The sequence below is a fragment of the Chryseobacterium scophthalmum genome, from assembly GCF_900143185.1.
Taxonomy (GTDB): Bacteria; Bacteroidota; Bacteroidia; order Flavobacteriales; family Weeksellaceae; genus Chryseobacterium; species Chryseobacterium scophthalmum.
Genome location: NZ_FSRQ01000004.1, coordinates 1 through 17,483 on the forward strand (window position 1 = coordinate 1; position 17,483 = coordinate 17,483).

At 33.2% G+C, this 17,483-nt stretch carries 17 protein-coding genes and 1 rRNA gene; 8 read left to right on the forward strand and 10 right to left on the reverse strand.

What is annotated here, in order from left to right; all coding sequences use genetic code 11:
- Nucleotides 1-73: ribosomal RNA gene (rrf, locus tag BUR17_RS21295) — 5S ribosomal RNA — on the forward strand; the annotation flags it as partial.
- A gap of 581 nt (nucleotides 74-654) precedes the next feature.
- Nucleotides 655-1,653: a tRNA dihydrouridine synthase DusB gene (gene dusB / locus BUR17_RS16610; RefSeq protein ID WP_074231728.1), complete on the forward strand. Its 999-nt coding sequence runs from the start codon at nucleotides 655-657 to the stop codon at nucleotides 1,651-1,653.
- A 56-nt stretch (nucleotides 1,654-1,709) separates the two neighbouring features.
- Here dusB and deoC read toward each other — a convergent pair whose 3' ends face one another.
- The 5 genes from deoC to BUR17_RS16635 form a co-directional block, all read right to left on the reverse strand.
- Nucleotides 1,710-2,459, reverse strand: a complete 750-nt coding sequence (deoC, locus tag BUR17_RS16615) for a deoxyribose-phosphate aldolase (RefSeq protein WP_074231729.1) — start codon at nucleotides 2,457-2,459, stop codon at nucleotides 1,710-1,712.
- 2 nt (nucleotides 2,460-2,461) lie between these two features.
- Nucleotides 2,462-2,935, reverse strand: a complete 474-nt coding sequence (locus tag BUR17_RS16620; RefSeq protein ID WP_074231730.1) for an Lrp/AsnC ligand binding domain-containing protein — start codon at nucleotides 2,933-2,935, stop codon at nucleotides 2,462-2,464.
- Between the two features lie 23 nt (nucleotides 2,936-2,958).
- Nucleotides 2,959-3,894: an endonuclease/exonuclease/phosphatase family protein gene (locus BUR17_RS16625; RefSeq protein ID WP_084550763.1), complete on the reverse strand. Its 936-nt coding sequence runs from the start codon at nucleotides 3,892-3,894 to the stop codon at nucleotides 2,959-2,961.
- A 290-nt stretch (nucleotides 3,895-4,184) separates the two neighbouring features.
- Nucleotides 4,185-4,859, reverse strand: a complete 675-nt coding sequence (trmD, locus tag BUR17_RS16630; RefSeq protein ID WP_074231732.1) for a tRNA (guanosine(37)-N1)-methyltransferase TrmD — start codon at nucleotides 4,857-4,859, stop codon at nucleotides 4,185-4,187.
- Nucleotides 4,856-6,118: an NAD(P)/FAD-dependent oxidoreductase gene (locus BUR17_RS16635; protein WP_074231733.1), complete on the reverse strand. Its 1,263-nt coding sequence runs from the start codon at nucleotides 6,116-6,118 to the stop codon at nucleotides 4,856-4,858. The genes trmD and BUR17_RS16635 overlap by 4 nt, the downstream gene beginning before the upstream one ends.
- A gap of 66 nt (nucleotides 6,119-6,184) precedes the next feature.
- Between BUR17_RS16635 and BUR17_RS16640 the strand changes: the two genes are divergently transcribed.
- The 3 genes from BUR17_RS16640 (at nucleotide 6,185) to BUR17_RS16650 (ending at nucleotide 9,199) form a co-directional block, all read left to right on the forward strand.
- A complete protein-coding gene (locus BUR17_RS16640; protein ID WP_084550724.1) occupies nucleotides 6,185-7,048 on the forward strand; it encodes a glycoside hydrolase family 25 protein in 864 nt (287 codons plus the stop codon).
- A 174-nt stretch (nucleotides 7,049-7,222) separates the two neighbouring features.
- On the forward strand, nucleotides 7,223-8,722 hold the full coding sequence (locus BUR17_RS16645; RefSeq protein ID WP_143747613.1) for a hypothetical protein: 1,500 nt from the start codon (nucleotides 7,223-7,225) through the stop codon (nucleotides 8,720-8,722).
- 15 nt (nucleotides 8,723-8,737) lie between these two features.
- Nucleotides 8,738-9,199, forward strand: a complete 462-nt coding sequence (locus tag BUR17_RS16650; protein WP_074231735.1) for a hypothetical protein — start codon at nucleotides 8,738-8,740, stop codon at nucleotides 9,197-9,199.
- A gap of 60 nt (nucleotides 9,200-9,259) precedes the next feature.
- On the opposite strand, the gene gap is transcribed toward BUR17_RS16650, so the two are convergent.
- Nucleotides 9,260-10,264, reverse strand: coding sequence for a type I glyceraldehyde-3-phosphate dehydrogenase (gap, locus tag BUR17_RS16655; protein WP_066679504.1), 1,005 nt, complete (start codon nucleotides 10,262-10,264; stop codon nucleotides 9,260-9,262).
- 35 nt (nucleotides 10,265-10,299) lie between these two features.
- The gene (gene pfkA / locus BUR17_RS16660; protein ID WP_074231736.1) at nucleotides 10,300-11,286 is read right to left on the reverse strand and encodes a 6-phosphofructokinase; all 987 of its coding nucleotides are present in this window, start codon (nucleotides 11,284-11,286) and stop codon (nucleotides 10,300-10,302) included.
- A gap of 288 nt (nucleotides 11,287-11,574) precedes the next feature.
- Here pfkA and BUR17_RS16665 point away from each other — a divergent pair, with 288 nt between their 5' ends.
- Both BUR17_RS16665 and BUR17_RS16670 read left to right on the forward strand, forming a co-directional pair.
- Nucleotides 11,575-13,080 carry a S8 family peptidase gene (locus BUR17_RS16665; RefSeq protein WP_074231737.1) on the forward strand — a complete coding sequence of 502 codons (1,506 nt, stop codon included), beginning with the start codon at nucleotides 11,575-11,577 and terminating at the stop codon, nucleotides 13,078-13,080.
- A gap of 471 nt (nucleotides 13,081-13,551) precedes the next feature.
- Nucleotides 13,552-13,824: a hypothetical protein gene (locus BUR17_RS16670; protein WP_074231738.1), complete on the forward strand. Its 273-nt coding sequence runs from the start codon at nucleotides 13,552-13,554 to the stop codon at nucleotides 13,822-13,824.
- Between the two features lie 71 nt (nucleotides 13,825-13,895).
- Here the strand turns inward: BUR17_RS16670 and BUR17_RS16675 are convergent, their stop codons facing one another.
- The 3 genes from BUR17_RS16675 to BUR17_RS16685 all read right to left on the reverse strand — a co-directional run bounded on the left by BUR17_RS16675 (nucleotide 13,896) and on the right by BUR17_RS16685 (nucleotide 16,570).
- A complete protein-coding gene (locus BUR17_RS16675; protein WP_074231739.1) occupies nucleotides 13,896-15,059 on the reverse strand; it encodes a carboxypeptidase-like regulatory domain-containing protein in 1,164 nt (387 codons plus the stop codon).
- Nucleotides 15,060-15,116: 57 nt separating this feature from the next.
- Nucleotides 15,117-15,941, reverse strand: a complete 825-nt coding sequence (gene ygiD / locus BUR17_RS16680; RefSeq protein WP_074231740.1) for a 4,5-DOPA-extradiol-dioxygenase — start codon at nucleotides 15,939-15,941, stop codon at nucleotides 15,117-15,119.
- Nucleotides 15,942-16,057: 116 nt separating this feature from the next.
- Nucleotides 16,058-16,570, reverse strand: a complete 513-nt coding sequence (locus tag BUR17_RS16685) for a YceI family protein (RefSeq protein ID WP_074231741.1) — start codon at nucleotides 16,568-16,570, stop codon at nucleotides 16,058-16,060.
- Between the two features lie 201 nt (nucleotides 16,571-16,771).
- Between BUR17_RS16685 and BUR17_RS16690 the strand changes: the two genes are divergently transcribed.
- A complete protein-coding gene (locus BUR17_RS16690; protein ID WP_074231742.1) occupies nucleotides 16,772-17,410 on the forward strand; it encodes a hypothetical protein in 639 nt (212 codons plus the stop codon).
- Nucleotides 17,411-17,483: the final 73 nt, after the last annotated feature.

Here is a 17,483-nt window from a genome sequence, read left to right on the forward strand (position 1 = left end):
ATTCCGAACACAGAAGTTAAGCCCTCTAGCGCCGATGGTACTGCGAAAGCGGGAGAGTAGGTCGCCGCCAGTTTTTTTTAAAGTCTCATAGATTTATTTCTATGAGACTTTTTTTTGTTATAAACTCAGAAAATCAACAATATAGATCAATGATAATTGATAAATGATCATTGATCACTAATAAACAATAGGTAATGAATAATAAATAATAGATAATAAGGAATTTTGCCTATTGCCTATTGCCTATTGCCTATTGCCTATTGCCTATTGCCTATTGCTAATGGTTTAGGTTCGCTCCGGAGGAGCGATACGTATTAATTCTAGAATTGTAATAAGTAAAGAGATTAAAGTTGATAGAATAAACAAACTAAAGCTGAATAAATTTATTTGTCTCAATTAAACGAAAACTAATATTGAATGACTACAATTCTAGCCCGGATAGAAGCGATTACCCCGCAACATGAGATGGAGAGTTGGAGGAATTTAGAGATGGAGAAACAATGGCGTGAGGAGTAATAGTGGATAGCCGGAAATAGCTCCTGAAAATTATAGTTATTATGCTCAATGTTGTTTAATTATATTAAATATATTTAAGAATCACCATAATAGATATTATTAAATTGTTTAAAGTTTAGAAATTCGTAAATTTGCACCATGATTAAAATTGGCAATATAGAACTGCCGGAATTTCCGCTTTTGTTGGCTCCGATGGAAGATGTGAGTGACCCTCCATACAGACGTTTATGCAAATTGCATGGAGCAGATTTGATGTATTCGGAGTTTATTTCTTCTGAAGGCTTAATTCGTGATGCGATGAAGAGCAGAAAAAAGCTGGATATTTTCGATTATGAAAGACCGGTTGGAATTCAGATTTTTGGTGGTGATGAAGAGGCAATGGCGATGTCTGCAAGAATTGTAGAAACTGTAAATCCTGATTTGGTAGATATTAATTTCGGATGTCCTGTAAAAAAAGTGGTTTGTAAAGGAGCCGGTGCAGGTGTTTTGAAGGATGTTGACATGATGGTTCGTTTAACGAAAGCGGTAGTGAGTTCTACAAGTCTTCCAGTAACGGTGAAAACCCGTCTGGGATGGGACAGCAATTCTATCAATATTGATGAAGTTGCCGAACGTCTTCAGGAAACAGGAATCAAAGCTTTAACCATCCATGCGAGAACGCGTGGACAAATGTATAAAGGTGAAGCAGATTGGGAACATATTTCCAGAATTAAGCAAAATCCTAATATTGAGATTCCTATTTTCGGTAACGGAGATATAGATTCTCCCGAAAAAGCTTTAGAATATAAAAATAAATATGCGTGTGACGGTATTATGATCGGTCGTGCTGCAATTGGATATCCGTGGATTTTTAATGAAATAAAGCATTTCTTTAAAACAGGTGAAAACTTGGCTGCTCCAACTATTTCAGACAGATTATTAGCCGTTCGTCAACATGCTGAATGGAGTGCTGAATGGAAAGGTGAAAAGTTGGGATTAATTGAAATGAGACAACATTATAGCAATTATTTCCGTGGAATTCCACATTTTAAAGATTTCAGAAGAAAATTCTTAGAAGTATATACTTTGGAAGAAATGGATGCTGTTATTCATGAAACTCAGGAGTTTTACGAAGAATATCAAGCTCAACAGGCATAAAATTAAAACCCATCAGATTTTGATGGGTTTTGTTATTTTTTAAAGTTTTGTTTGAATTAATATCCTCCTTCTGAAGAAGAATCATTTTTTATAAGAGCCAATGCAGAAGAAGTTCCAATCCTTTTAACGCCTAGTTTAATCATCTTTTCTGCATCTTCTGGAGTTCTTACCCCACCTGCTGCTTTTACGGGAAGTTTACCCGCATTATCAAGCATTATTTTGATTCCTTCGAAGGTTGCTCCGTTTGGTTTTCCGTTTTCTGTTTGATAAAAACCTGTTGAAGATTTAACGAAAATATTTTCTAAATCTTTTTCATTAAAATTCTCTTCTGCCCAAGTTGAAATATTATTGGTAAGGTCTGCAATTTTTGCATCTGTCAAAGCTGCAATTTCAATAATCCATTTTGCAATTTTTTGATTCTGAATGCATAGTTGCGTGCATCTTAAAAATTCGTCTTTTACAAGCTCTAAATTTCCATTAAGATAAGCTTCGTAATTAATTACAAAATCCAATTCATCTGCTCCGTCATTGATCGCCTTGGTTGCTTGAGCCAGCTTTTCATCAAGAGAATATGTTCCTTCATGAAAACCAATTACCGTTCCTACAATTACATTAGATTTCTTTTCATTTAAAAAACTTTTAATTTCAGCAACATAATCAGGACGAATCATTACGGCAAAAATGTGATAATCTATTGCTTCCTGAGCCAAATCTTTCACAATCTGCAATGTTTCTTCCTCAGAAATTCCTGATTGCTGTGGAGTTTTTAAATAAGTTGAATCTAAATATTGAGCAATGTTCATCATAATTATACTTTCAGTTGTCTGTAAATACCTTGTTCCAAAGATATGAAAGTTTCGGTTCTTGTAACGCCTTTCAGCTTCTGAAGTTTGCTTAAAATCAGCATTAAATGATCATTGTCTTTGCATAAGACTTTCAGAAAAATAGTATAATTTCCTGTGGTGTAATGTGCTTCTACCACTTCATTTACTTCTTTCAAAGATTTTACAACCTCAGGATAGTGACTTGGCTGGTCAAGAAACATTCCGATGTATGATACTACTTTGTATCCTATTTTTCTTGGGTTCAAAAATGAGATAGAATTCTCTATAACTCCCGCTACCTCAAGCTTTTTAATTCTTTGATGCACGGCAGTGGTAGATATCCCTACTTGTTTAGATATATACGCCAAAGAACTTTTAGAATTGTCCATCAGCATATATATGATCTCTTTGTCTAGCTGATCCAATTGATAGCTCGTATTATCTTCTGTGTTTCTCATTTTTAATATTTTGTTACTTCAATTCAATTTTTTTTGAAAGCTACTAAAACAGGAAAATGGTCGCTAAAGCCACCAAGATACCTTGTTCCTGCATATGTTCTGAAAGGTCTGCCTTCAAAACCTTTATTTCTAGTACTCATACTTTCAGGATTAAAAACCTTTGCCTCCTGAAAAGATAATGTTGCATCAGCTTTAAAAAAAGAATCTGATAGCATGATCTGGTCAAAAAGTAGTCCGGATTTGTAATGAAAAGTAGAATATTTCTTAGTTGAAAACAGCTTTTGAAAAGGGTTGTGTAAAACCCTGTTCTGTGTACTGTCATAAAGAATTTTTATTAAATTCTCATCGTCCGGGTTTTGATTAAAATCTCCGCACAAAATGACATGTTCCTGATCTTTATTGATGATATTTAAAATCCTGTTGTGAATTTCATTCATAATAAAGTTTCTTTTGGGTTGATTAATGTCTTTTTCTCTCTTCGAAGGAAGGTGAGCTACAAAAACATTCATTATTTCCTCTTTGAATTTTACTTTTGCAAAGAGTACATCCCTTGTCGTGTCATAATTATCGGGTCTGTTGTCTACGATTTCAAAAAAGAAAGTGATAGCTTCAGAATCTAAGATTTCAACTTTAGACTTGTCATATAAAAGAGCAACGTCTACTTTTCGCTCATCAAGGGAATTATAATGTACAATTCCGTATTGAGAGCTGAAAGGATCAAGTTTTACCAGATCTTCTAATACCTTTTTTCCGGAAACTTCACAAAGACCGATAAGGGCAGGTAAAATTCCGTTTTCTTCCTTCATTAAACGAAAAACATGAGCAATTTTTGAAAGCTTAGTTCTGTACTTTCTGTCGTCCCAGTTTCGTAATCCTGATCTTGTAGGATCGAGTTTATGAATCTGCGGCGGATCGGGCAAAAATAAATTTTCAACATTGTAAAAAGCAAAAAGCTCCATCAACATATTTTTCTAAATTGTGACAAAATTTTAATCAAACTTATCATTAAATATATCAAGAATTTTGATGATTATAAAATCTTAAATCAAATTAATTTTTAAAATCTTAATATGTTATTACAATGATAAATAATGGGCAAATTTACAATATAAATTTCAAACAAACCCATGTATGATTCAATAAAAAATAATCCATTTAAAAGTGATATAAATGGGGTGAAAAATGTAATGAAAGGTATTATAAATGTAAAATTTTCAGTAAAAACTATTTCTCACATAAGTTTTTTTACTTATTCTAAAAGGTCGGGGCGCTTTTCTGTAGTGATTTTTACAGCTTGTTCGTGTCTCCATTCCTCTATTTTAGCGAAATTTCCACTTAAAAGTATTTTTGGAACTTCCAATCCTTTATAAGATTCAGGTCTTGTATAAATGGGAGGAGAAAGTAAATCGTCCTGAAAACTGTCTGTTAAAGCACTTTGTTCGTCATTCAAAACTCCGGGAACAAGACGGATGATAGAATCTGCCAAAACACAAGCTGCCAATTCACCACCAGTCAAAACAAAATCTCCGATTGATATTTCTTTGGTAATATGCAAATCTCTTACACGCTGATCGATTCCTTTGTAGTGACCGCACAAAAAGATCAGATTGTTTTTAATCGATAAAGTATTGGCGATTTTTTGGTTTAAAGTTTCTCCATCGGGCGTTAAATAAATGATTTCATCATATTCTCTCTGAGATTTAAGTTCAGAAATACATTTATCTATAGGCTCAATCATCATTACCATTCCAGCGCCACCACCGTAAGGTTCGTCGTCAATCTGGCGGTGTTTGTTGATTGACCAGTCTCTCAACTGATGAAAATGTACTTCTACAATACCTTTATCAACTGCTCTTTTCAAAATAGAAGTTTGAAACGGGCTTTCCATTAATTCTGGAAGCACGCTTATAATGTCAATTCTCATTGCTGCGTATTATTTTTTTGAGATGGCGAAATAATCAGACGTAAGGAAGAATCTTTATTAAAATAGCTCCACATCCAATTAAAAAATATCGCCAGTTTATTTCGGACGCTCAAAATAAGCATTAAATGTAAGAACATCCAAAAATACCAGGCTAAAAATCCCTGAAATTTTATAAATGGTAAATCTACAACGGCTCTGTGTTTTCCGATGGTTGCTAATGAACCTTGGTCTTTATACTCATATTCAACCCATTCGTTCTTGTTTTTCCTCAGAAAGTTTTTGCCTAAATTTTTTGCCTGATTGATGGCAACATTCGCAACTTGAGGATGACCTTGAGGATATTTCGGAGTTTCCATGTACGCAATATCTCCAACAGCATAAATGTTGTCGTAGCCTTTTACTTTATTAAAACGGTCGACGATATATCGATTTCTGACTAAATTTTCTGAAGGAAAACCGTCAATGACGTTTCCTGTAACTCCTGCAGCCCAGATTACATTATTCGACGGGATTTCTTTGCCACTTTTCATGTAGACTTTATTTCCGTCATAATCGGTTACGACTTCACCACTGAGGAAGTTTACTCCTAATTCTTTTAAATATTTTTCAGATTTTTCCTGAGCTTCAGGGCTCATTACGGCAAGTGGTTTTTCGGTAGAACTTACAAGAATAATTTGAAGGTGATCAAAATTCATGTAAGGATAATCTCGCGGAAGAATTTCTTTTTTCATTTCTGAAAAAGCGCCGGCTAATTCTACTCCGGTTGGCCCGCTTCCTACGATAACGATATTCCAGTTTCCATCGTCACTTCGGCTTTTTTCAAGAATCAGTTTTTCGAAAGTCATTAAAACATGATTTCTGATACTGATAGCTTCTTGTGTATTTTTCATCCCAAAAGCTTTACTTTCGAGATCTTTATTTCCGAAAAAATTGGTTTTACAACCGGTGGCGATAATTAATTTGTCGTATGTGAATTCTGCTTCGTCTGTAATGACCTTATTATTGCCCGGATCAATAGATTTTACATCCGTTAAACGAAATTGTGTATTTCTGGATTGCTGAAAGATTTTTCTGAAAGGAAAAGAAATATTGGAAGGCTCGATTCGTCCGCATGCAACCTGATAAAAAAGGGGTTGAAACATGTGGTGATTTACTCTGTCGAGAACAATTACCTTTTTATTTTTATTGTTCAGCGTTTTTGCAAGCTGCAATCCCGCAAAACCTCCTCCAATGATGATAACCTTTTCGCGTGTTTCCATAATACACAAATTTACTTATTTTATTTAGTATTTTTAGGTCTTAAAAAGTTAGTTTTGCAAAACTTTATGAGCCCTAAAAAGTACACCAAAAAAACTGCCAAAAACATCCACAAATCAAGACGAAAGAATTATTTTTTGCGTCGGAAAATTGTATTGCTCATCTTGGTGATTGCACTTATCGGAACAGGTTTATATCTAAAGCAATCAATCAGTTACTATTATGCTTTATATTTTAATAAATTCGCTCATAAGAAGCTAAAAAACAGCGAATCTGAAACTCTAAGAATTCAGAAAATTATTTCAAATAATTTGGATAAAACTTATGGTTTTGACATTTCCCATTACCAAAATAAAGAAGATATAAAATGGGATAGCTTAAGCATCGGGAATAAAACAATTCCGCTTGAATTTGTAGTGATGAGAGCAACAATGGGAAACCGAAATGCTGATAAAAATTTTGATGAATTTTGGTCTTCCGCAAAAGAGCATAACCTAATCCGTGGAGCGTATCATTTTTACAGAGCTGATGAAGATCCGGTAATCCAGGCAAACAATTTTTTGGATAATGTAAAGCTTGAAAGTGGGGATTTGCCGCCAGTTTTAGATATTGAAAAGATTCCAAAAAGTAAGTCGAAAGAAAAGTTGATTGAGGACTTAAAAATTTGGTGTAAAATTGTAGAAGAAACTTATGGTGAAAAACCTATTATTTACACCTATTATCATTATTACAAAGATTTTCTGAGAGGCGAATTTGATGGTTACCCGATCTGGCTTGCCAATTACAACGATGTTCCCGAACCTTCCCCTGAAGATCAGTGGAATTTCTGGCAATTTACAGAAAACGGAATTGTGTACGGAATCAATTCTAAAATAGATTTAAATATTTACAATGGTGGAGTTTGGTCGTTGAAAAACTTAACCTTAGATTAATTAATCTTTTCTTAATTTTTGTTAATAATTCTTAAAAAATTATTCTATAAAATCATTTTTGCGTTAAAAAATTACAGATATTTGTATTAACTAATACCTGAAAACTCGACTGCCAATATCTTGGTAGTTGCTTTTTCTGCTTTTTATAAAACTAACCATAAAAACAAAGTAACCATGAGAACAAAAATTTTATTGCTGTTTCTACTCGGATGTGTGGGAATGGTATCTGCGCAAAAAGAGACTCCCAAGCTTCATTATGATTTAAGTTTTGATAAAGATACCATTAGGGTGTCTGATTTATTAGCTAAAAAAAGTCAGATTATTCAAATAGATGTAACAGGGAAATATTTTTCAAATGGAATAAAACAAATAAAAATTTTAAAAAAACAAAATGAATTATCGGAGAATGAAGCTACTTTGAATTTTTCTCAAAAAGATATAAGTAGAATTAAAATAGATTCTTCAGATATAAAATTTAAAGAAAGTTTATATTTATCAATAAAACTAGATTCATTAAGAAAAACTGATAAAAAAATAGTTTATGGAATTGTTGGTTTAGGAAAATCTGGAGAAGAAATAAATAATAATACAGGTAATTTACAACAAATCGTAATAATTATTAAAAAAGCAAATGAAATAAAAAAAACAGAGATTGATAATGCTAAAGATACTAATGTTTATATGTATTTTGGTGAAAATAAAGTGTTGAAGGAAGATATTTTTAAGAATAAAAATGATGAAGCATCTCAAATTCTGAGAAGTGTCATCAATAATAAAGGTAAGGAGAGTTATTTTGGAGATATTATAGTTCCGAAACATAAAGAAGAATTTTATTTCTATAAATATATTGAACGAAAAGACATTAAAAAAATTAAAGAAGAATTTAAAAAGGAGCAGCATAATTTTAATAAAAGTAAAGATAGTACCAATATTAAAGAGTTTTTGAAGACAAATAAATTTATGGTTGAAAAAAAATATGACTGTGGAGATTATATATTGCAACCAAAATTAATGTATAAATTCAAAAAATTAGATGTCGAAATTAAAGATGGGTACTTTTGTGATATAAGAGTTTTTGTAGAGGATGATGAAGGAAATGAACATGTTTTTACAAATCAGATTGGGATAAGTGTTTTATTCTTTTCAAGTTTTGGTACGAGAAAGATGATGAATTATAAGAACTCTATAAGAAAAGTATCATACGATGCATATAAGGAGTACACTGATGAAAAAATGAAGTATTTATTCATTAGCTTATCTGATGTTATGAATTATAATTATAAAGTTGGGAACCATTACATTCCTCATGATATAGCTTTAGAGCTTCCTACAAAACCTGAAGAAAATCAAACTGGAAATGCTGTTTATCAAATAAAACAAGAGACTTATTTAGAAAAAATATTAGAATTAAGGGCTTATACAGATTTTCTTACTCTTTTCGGAGATTCACAAAATGGTGTGGCACAAGTTGAAGGTCGAGCTAAATTTTACTTATTTCCTTATCCTTTCCGATTTTTAGGAAGTAAAAAAACTTTAGGACAGATTGAATATTTTCCAGCTGTTTCTCCTTCTGTAAATTATTCTCGTTTTGAAAAAGATTCACGGTATGTGCAGACAAAATTAGACAGTACCAATACAAATTATGTGGTAAAAAATGATATAGATTTAGTTTAAAAACGATATTTGGTTATGGGGTTGGATTTGGAAGTTTTAAAATGGCAGAACAAGAATGCCCCGGTAAGCCTTAGCTTGTATGGTTTACTAAACTACAATATTTCTGAAATGAATATTCATACTGTAAATGATACTATTACTAAAAGTGTTAAAGCAATGGGATTTGGTGGCGGTTTGCATTTGTCTACAAAAAGGTTTAATAATTTCGGGTTTGATTACAAAGCAGAGTTTTCGTGGTATGATTTTCAGAATTTTAATACTTATCAAAGTGAAAAGATTATGTTACCACCCATTATTCCTATTTTTAGAAATGAAGCGGAAGTTTTTTATCATCCGAATGGAAATCCGAATCAGGCGATATTTGCGCGTTTAATTACTTATAATTATTTAGGAAGTTCAAATAATCAGGCATTTTATCAGTTTCAATTTGGATATAAATTTGCGATTGGCAATCGAACTGCAAGCGGAAAAGATTAATGATATAAAAAAAAACCTTCCATCCGGAAGGTTTTTTTTATATCATAAAAGATTAATCAATTACAAAGAAGAAGAATGAACCAACATATCAACCAATTTGTTTGAGTAACCCATTTCGTTGTCATACCAAGAAACAAGTTTCACAAAGTTTGGAGAAAGCATGATACCAGCATCTTTATCGAAGATAGAAGTTCTCTTATCTCCTACGAAATCCTGAGAAACTACAGCATCTTCAGTGTATCCTAAAATACCTTTCAATTCACCTTCAGAAGCAGCTTTAATTACTGCACAGATCTCTTCGTAAGAAGCACCTTTTTCAATTCTCACTGTTAAATCTACTACAGAAACGTCAACAGTTGGTACTCTGAAAGACATACCTGTTAATTTTCCGTTCAATGAAGGGATTACTTTTCCTACTGCTTTTGCAGCACCTGTAGAAGAAGGGATAATGTTATTTAGAGCAGCTCTACCACCTCTCCAGTCTTTCATTGAAGGACCGTCAACAGTTTTTTGAGTAGCCGTTGTAGCGTGTACAGTTGTCATTAAACCTTCTACGATCCCGAAGTTATCGTGAATTACTTTAGCCAAAGGAGCTAAACAGTTTGTAGTACAAGAAGCATTTGAGAAGATCTTTACATCATCTGTAAGCTCAGTGTGGTTTACACCCATTACGAACATTGGAGTATCATCTTTAGAAGGAGCAGAAAGGATTACTTTCTTAGCACCTGCAGCAATATGTTTTGCAGCACTTTCTTTATCTAAAAATAAACCAGTAGATTCTACTACATAGTCAGCACCAATTGCATCCCACTTAAGGTTGCTTGGGTCTTTCTCTGCAGTAACTCTGATTTTTTTACCGTTTACCACAAGGTCATTCCCTTCTACAGAAACTTCACCTGGGAAAACTCCGTGTACAGAATCGTATTTTAACATGTAAGCCATGTATTCCGCATTGATAAGGTCGTTGATCCCTACAACTTCGATGTTGCTTCTTTCTGTCATTGCTCTGAAAACAAGACGACCGATTCTACCAAAACCGTTAATACCTACTTTAATTGTTGACATAGTGTTTTACTTTTTTAAAAATTATATTAAATAGATTAGATTGCTAAAATTTCTGAAATTAATAAAAGATCTTTATTGATTTCATTATGTTTTTTAATGGCCTCTTCAATAGGAGTGTACGTTAAATCATTAGAACGCATTCCTGCCATTACATTGGTTTCACCATTCATTAATCCGACTACGGCTCCATAACCAAGTCTGCTTGCCAAAACTCGGTCTGCACAACTTGGTGAACCTCCTCTTTGCATATGACCTAAAACTGCTACTCGGATATCATAATCAGGAAATTCTGCTTTTGTTTTTTCTGCTAATTCATACACATTAGCAAGTTTTTCACCTTCTGCAACAACAACGATACTTGATGCTTTTCCTGTTTTTTCAGCATTTCTGAATTTTCCAAATAAATCTTCAATGCTGTCTTTTCTTTCAGGAATAAGGATATCTAAAGCTCCGGTTGCCAAACCACTGTTTAACGCAATAAATCCTGCATCACGCCCCATTACTTCAACAAAGAAAACTCTGTTGTGAGAAGTTGCTGTATCACGGATCTTATCGATAGCATCCATTGCTGTATTTAAAGCAGTATCATAACCAATGGTATTATCGGTTCCGAAAATATCGTTGTCGATCGTTCCCGGTACACCAATTACTCTGATTCCAAATTCTTCACTAAAGATTTTTGCTCCGGTAAAAGTTCCGTCTCCGCCAATACAAACTAAACCATCAATTCCTAATTTCTGGCAGTTCTCAAAAGCTTTTTGACGTCCTTCTTTGGTTCTGAATTCCACGGAACGGGCAGATTTAAGAATCGTACCACCCTGATTGATTATATTTTTTACAGAACGAGCTCCCATTTTCAGGAAATCATCGTGAATAAGACCATTGTAGCCTTCTCTTACTCCGTAACATTCGATATTATAGTAATTTGCAGTTCTTACAACTGCTCTTAATGCTGCGTTCATACCCGGAGAATCTCCTCCCGAAGTAAGAACTGCAATTTTTTTTACAGCACTTTCTTTCATCTAGTAAAAAATTTCAAACACAAATTTACGAAAACAAGTTCAGATAACTGTAGCATTTTGAGAATAACTTTAAGGAATAGGTTTTTAATATTTAGAGGAATTAATACGCTTAAATGTAATATGGTTAATCTCTTATTTTACCTCAAAAAAACACCTATGAGATAAATCTGTAATTGCGATCAATATTAAATATTTATAGCATAGTATTTCCTTCAAAAATAATTTTTTTAATATTTCTATATCATTAGAAATTAATATCTTGGAATACCAAATTTAAAATATTTAACTATGAAAAAATGTGTATTTTATGTATTCGCAGCTTTTGCGTTGTATTCTTGTTCTACTGAAGAAATGCAGACCAATGCAGTTGAAACAGAAATTGTACAGACAGATCCGCTGAGTGCAAGACAAATCAACGATCAGATCAACCAAACTACCAAAACGAAAGGAAGGTTTTCCTGGAACGAAGCTTCATCACACTTTTTGTGGAGCGGAATTGTTCAGGGAAATAAAATAGCTTCCATTGGTTTCGGAAATTCAAAAGATGATTTTGATAAAAGTAAATCTTCTAATTCGGAGGCTTTACAACAGGAAATTTTAGATGTCATTCAACAATATGAAGGGAAAAACGAGCGAGTTTTGTTAGCTTCTGATGAATTTCTAAATCAAATGGATGTTTATATCGAAAAGCAGGAAACAGTAATTGCTTTGCGAAAATTAAAATCAATCCGCTATTTCGAGCCTGCAGATTACCGCTATTTTGAAAATGAAAATAAAATCAATGGAACCGTAGCTAAATCAAGTGGAAGTTCTTCAGGTTGCGGATTGGAATCAACTGCTCTGAGTGCTTCAGATTACACTACCGTAACTCCCAACGCAAAAGCACCTTGGTCATTCGCAAAACATAATATTACCAGTGCATGGAATTACAGCACAGGAGCCGGAGTTACCATCGGATTAATCGATTCAGGAGTTTCTTTCAATCAAAGTTTGTTGAGTGGCAGTTTTAATAACGGTTCGTCTTCGGGAAGAACAATCAGTAAAAACGGAGTGTATGTAGATTCTGTTTGGCCTTGGAGTTCCGGTTACGACGGAGCGGATGATAAATGCGGTCACGGAACGAGTATGGCTTCTGCAATGGCAGCTCCGAGAAACAATCAGGGACAACCGGTTGGTGTTGCCTATAATGCAAACTTGATCTCTTATCGTGCAGCTTCTAATGTTGTTTTGGATGGTTACCACGAACAAGAAGGGGTGAAAATAGCCTTTACCAATCTTGGAAATACAGCAAGTGTGAAAATTATTTCAATGTCAATGGGACATATTTTCTCAGTCGGAAAAATTGAAGATGGTGTAAAATATGCTTATTCTAAAGGTAAACTGATTTTCTGTGCAGGTGGAACTTCTACAAACTTTACAACATTTGTCGGCGTAATTTTCCCTGCTTGGATGCCGGAAACTCAGGCAATAACAGGAGTGAAAGAAAATACTTCTAATCAGAAATGTGATGTTTGCCACTCAGGAAGTGAGATTGATTTTACCTATCAAATGGAAAGAGCTTCTGGAAATAATATTCCTGTGTTAAGTTATTATAATGCACAAACCGATTATGTAGGCGGTTCTTCTGTGGCAACTGCTTCTACTGCGGGTATTGCCGCATTGGTTTGGTCTAAAAACCCGTCATGGACGAGAGATCAGGTTTTAAATAAAATGAGACAGTCTGCAACCTATTATCCAACCAAGAATGCAGATTACGGATATGGAAATATTAATGTTTTACAAGCTGTACAGTAGATTCAAAGTTTTTAGAAGAATTATAATTTAACTAACTTTTTATTTAATAATCGGAAGAATTTATCTTCCGATTTTTTTTATGATTTCATGTTAATAACTCAGCTTTAGTTGGGTTTAAAAACTAAAGAGTATTTTTTTTTTTGTTTTTAATATATTTAATATGTTTTATTATTGCGAAAATATTTTGTATAAACATATATGTTTGGTGAGTTTAAATAAAAATATGGTATTTGGTAATTATACTTAAAATTAAAAATACGTATTTATACGCTATTAAATATATTTTATCTGTAGTAGCTTTGTCATGTGATCACAAACAAATACAGAGAAGTTTTAAAAATAATATTGAAAGATTTCAAAAATATTTAATAAACAATCTGTATAAAAAACTTAAACCATGGAGACCAGAAACCATTTAAAACGGGGCGAAATCCGAAAAGCCACAAGAGTAGGAAAATCAAAATATTAATCATGACAACAGCACAAGAATCATTAGTAGGGGGATGGACAGCGTATCACGCTCTTACGCCACAAGATCAAAAAGTATTTGACGAAGCAATGAGAGGATTTGTAGGAGTAAAATATACTCCGCAACTTGTATCTACACAATTGGTTAACGGAACTAATTACCGCTTTAAGTGTGTAGCATCTATGCCACCTTCAGAAGTTGTTTGGGATGCAATCGTAGAAATTTATAGCCCAATTGAGGGCGTACCACATGTTGTTGCAATTACAAGAATCTAATTGAAGCAATTACATATTAGAATCGGAGGATTTATCTTCCGATTTTTTTTGTGCAAAAATTTTAGTGATTATCAATCTCCTAATTGGTAATCTAAAGGCAAAAGGAATTCAATTTTATTTTTAGTAAACTCTCCCTGATTGGTCAGCATACCTGGGTTTGAGGTATTTCCGTTGGTGTAAATTTCAAAAGTATCGCTTTCAGGATGAAGAAAAGAGGTCTGTATAATTGGGATTGTAGCTTTTACAAACTGTCCTTTTTTAAACTCATAAAAATACTTTTTGAAATTGATCTGCATCATGTGATCATAATCCAGATATAATTTATTGTCTGTTTTTTTAGTATAATCAGTTTCAAGGATCTGGGTTTTTGTAATAGCAATTTTATACGGTTGCTCGCTTCTTTTTCGATTACCAATATCTAAAATATCTTCCGGAACATTCATTGTACCTTTTGATTTGAACATTTCAGCAAAATCCTTGAGCCTTTGTAATTCTTCTTCAGTAGGATATTTTGAGTTCGGAAACTTGGTGATCTGATTGACAATAAACCCTTCATCAGCAACTTTATTAGCAAAAACACTTCTGAAAAAATGAACCTGACTGCCGTCGTAAGCATTCATTCTATTCAGCTTTACTTTATCGCTGCTTTTTGTTTCCTTGAAGAAGCTTGTGCCCACAAATCGGGTTGTATTTTCATCAAAATTTGCAGAAAATTCTACAAGATTATACTCGATGGTATATCCTAAATTTTTGTTTTCGATGATTAAAGTCTGTGGAGCCTTTACTTTTAAAGTTTTACTGCTTTTATCGTAGGCAAATTTTAGCGAACGTTGATTTTTGATTCTTACATTTTCTTTATCATATCCAATGAAAGAATCCAGAAAGAAGTTTATGTAATTTTTATACGCAGCTTCTGTAAACGGAATGATCACAACTTCTTCAATTTCTTTTGATTTAATTAAAACAACTTTCAAAGTTTTGTTTAAAACTTCAGATGTATTAATTGTAAATGTTTCGTAATCATCTTTCTGAAAAACCAGACTGTTATTATTTGTTGAATTGAGGCTAAAGCTTCCGTTTGCTGAAGAAACTGTTCCTGTTTTTGTTCCGTCGAGATAGATGTTGACATTCGCAATCGGTTTGTCGATGTCATTCACAACTGTGCCTTTTATAGTTTGCGAAAAAAGCGCATAAAAAGGACAAATCATTAAGAAAAGTAATAATGTTTTTTTCATGGTAAACAATATTACTAAATTTATAGTGATAAAAAAGAGGCTGAAAAGAAAATTAATTTAACCGATTTTTACGCTCGTCATACTTAGCGAACCGCCAATTAAATCATCATTAAATAAAACTAGATCTTCCGATTTATTTTTTAAACCTAAAGAATAGATCAACGGCAAATAATGATCGGGTGTAGGAATGGCGTATTGCAGAGAAATTCCCTGCTTTTGATAATCGATAAGGTTCTGAAAATTTCCGTCGAGAAGCCAATTGTTTGTTTTTTCACGAGCTTCAATTGCCCAGTCCCAACCCGCTCCAACGGTATCAATATTTTTCCAGTCAATTAATCTTAGATTATGAACAATATTTCCGCTGCCAATAATTAAGATGCCTTTTTCTCTTAATTTTTCTAATTTTTTAGCCAAATCAAAATGATATTGAGGTGGCTTTGTATGATCAATACTCAATTGGATCACGGGAATATCAGCATTCGGATACATATGTTTAATGACCGACCAAGCTCCATGATCGAGTCCCCAATTGTGATCTTCTTCAACGATCGGATTCAAAATTTCAGCAACTTCATGGGCTAATTCAGGATTTCCGGGAGCTGGATATTGCACATCAAACAAAGCTTGCGGAAAACCACCAAAATCGTGAATCGTTTTGGGCATATCCATTGCAGTAACTTTTGTTCCGCGAGTAAACCAGTGTGCAGAAATACACAAAATCGCATTAGGTTTTGGGATCTCTTTTGCCACATTTCTAAAACCCTGAACAAACTGATTTTCTTCAATGGCATTCATCGGAGAGCCATGACCAAGAAAAAGAATCGGCATTTTCTGCGAATTTTTAAACTGGCTGCTTATATTCTGTAAATCGTTGAGATTCATTTTTACTAAGATTAAAAAAGGTTCAAGGTTAACTAATAATCCCTGAACCTTCTGATTTAAAAAACTAATTATTTCATTATTCCACGCTTTGTGGCTTGCAGAAACTTATTTTAAAATTAAGCTTGTTTTACAAACTGCAATTCACCTGCAATTTTCACTTCTTCACTTACCATTACACCACCTGCTTCAAGAGCTGCATTCCAGTTAAGACCGAAATCTTTTCTGTTGATTTTTCCTTCAAAAGAAAAACCAGCTTTTGTATTTCCCCAAGGATCAACGTTGATACCTCCGAAATCTACATCCAAAGTAATTGGTTTTGTAACTCCGTTTACGGTAAGATTTCCAGTTACAGAATTGTTAAGAGCATTAGACTCAAAAGTAATCGTTGGGTTAGCTTCTGCGTTAAAGAATTCTGCAGATTTCAGGTGATTATCTCTGTCTGTATTATGAGTAGAGATAGAGTCTACATTAATTGTGGCGGTAGTTTTTGCATTGGCAAAAGTATCGTCTTCAGCTTCGATTTCTGCATTGAAATTAGTAAAGTTACCTTTGATGTTAGAAATCATCATGTGTTTTACTTTAAAAGTAATCTCACTGTGCGCTGGGTCTAAATTCCATTTTGTAGCCATTGTATGTATTTTTTTGTTGTTATTTATAATGCAAATCTAAGCCAAGAATGATTTCCGATTCATTGATTTAGGATAAGAAATTGATTTTAATATAAATTTAATGAGAATTCTGTAGTTTTTTGTTCATTAAAGAAGTAAATCTTGTTTCAGGTTTTAAAATTCATAAATAATTAAAGAAAATAATTCTATTTTTGTTAGGCAATGGAAAATAAATCCCCGTTTTTAGACACTTTATTTCTTCTTAGAAAAGAGGGCGCACTGACTATTTTTTCAGATCTTAAAACACTGTCTAAAAAAGAGGAAAATGATGCGGAAGATTTTTTCGAATCTGAATTTGAAAAAGAAAGATTAGATTTTTTATACGATAAGATTCTATTCAATAAAGAAGCTGCCATTTGGGCTGCGAAAATTTTGTATCACAGTGCTCAGTTGTATTTAATAAGAAAAGATACGGCGAAAGATTTAGAAAAATTGATTCCTCAATATCAAGATGAAAAAGATGTTTCCTCAATTTTATCTGCAGATTTGTCGTTGAGGTTTTTACCACAATTGCTCGATGCACTTCAGGTTGCAGATTCTACAGATCCTTTGGTGAAAATGCTGGAAAATATTTTACATCAGTTTCATTATTCAGGAATTGGATCAGATCTAGATCTTGAAAAAATCAATTGGGAAGAAGAATTAAAAGACAAAACCTACCGAAAATTATATCTTGAAAGAATTGTAGAAAAGAAAGCCTATAAGCTTGCAGAAACTCCATACATCAACCAATTGCTGATCGCAGAATTTGGAATGTACAAAGATATTTTTTGGAGAGAATTAAAAATAGTAGAAAACTAATCTGTTTGTATTTCTTGGCTGAGTAGAACGCCTTTGTGAACTTAAAAACTGTTAGCTGTTAAAAAAAACTTTG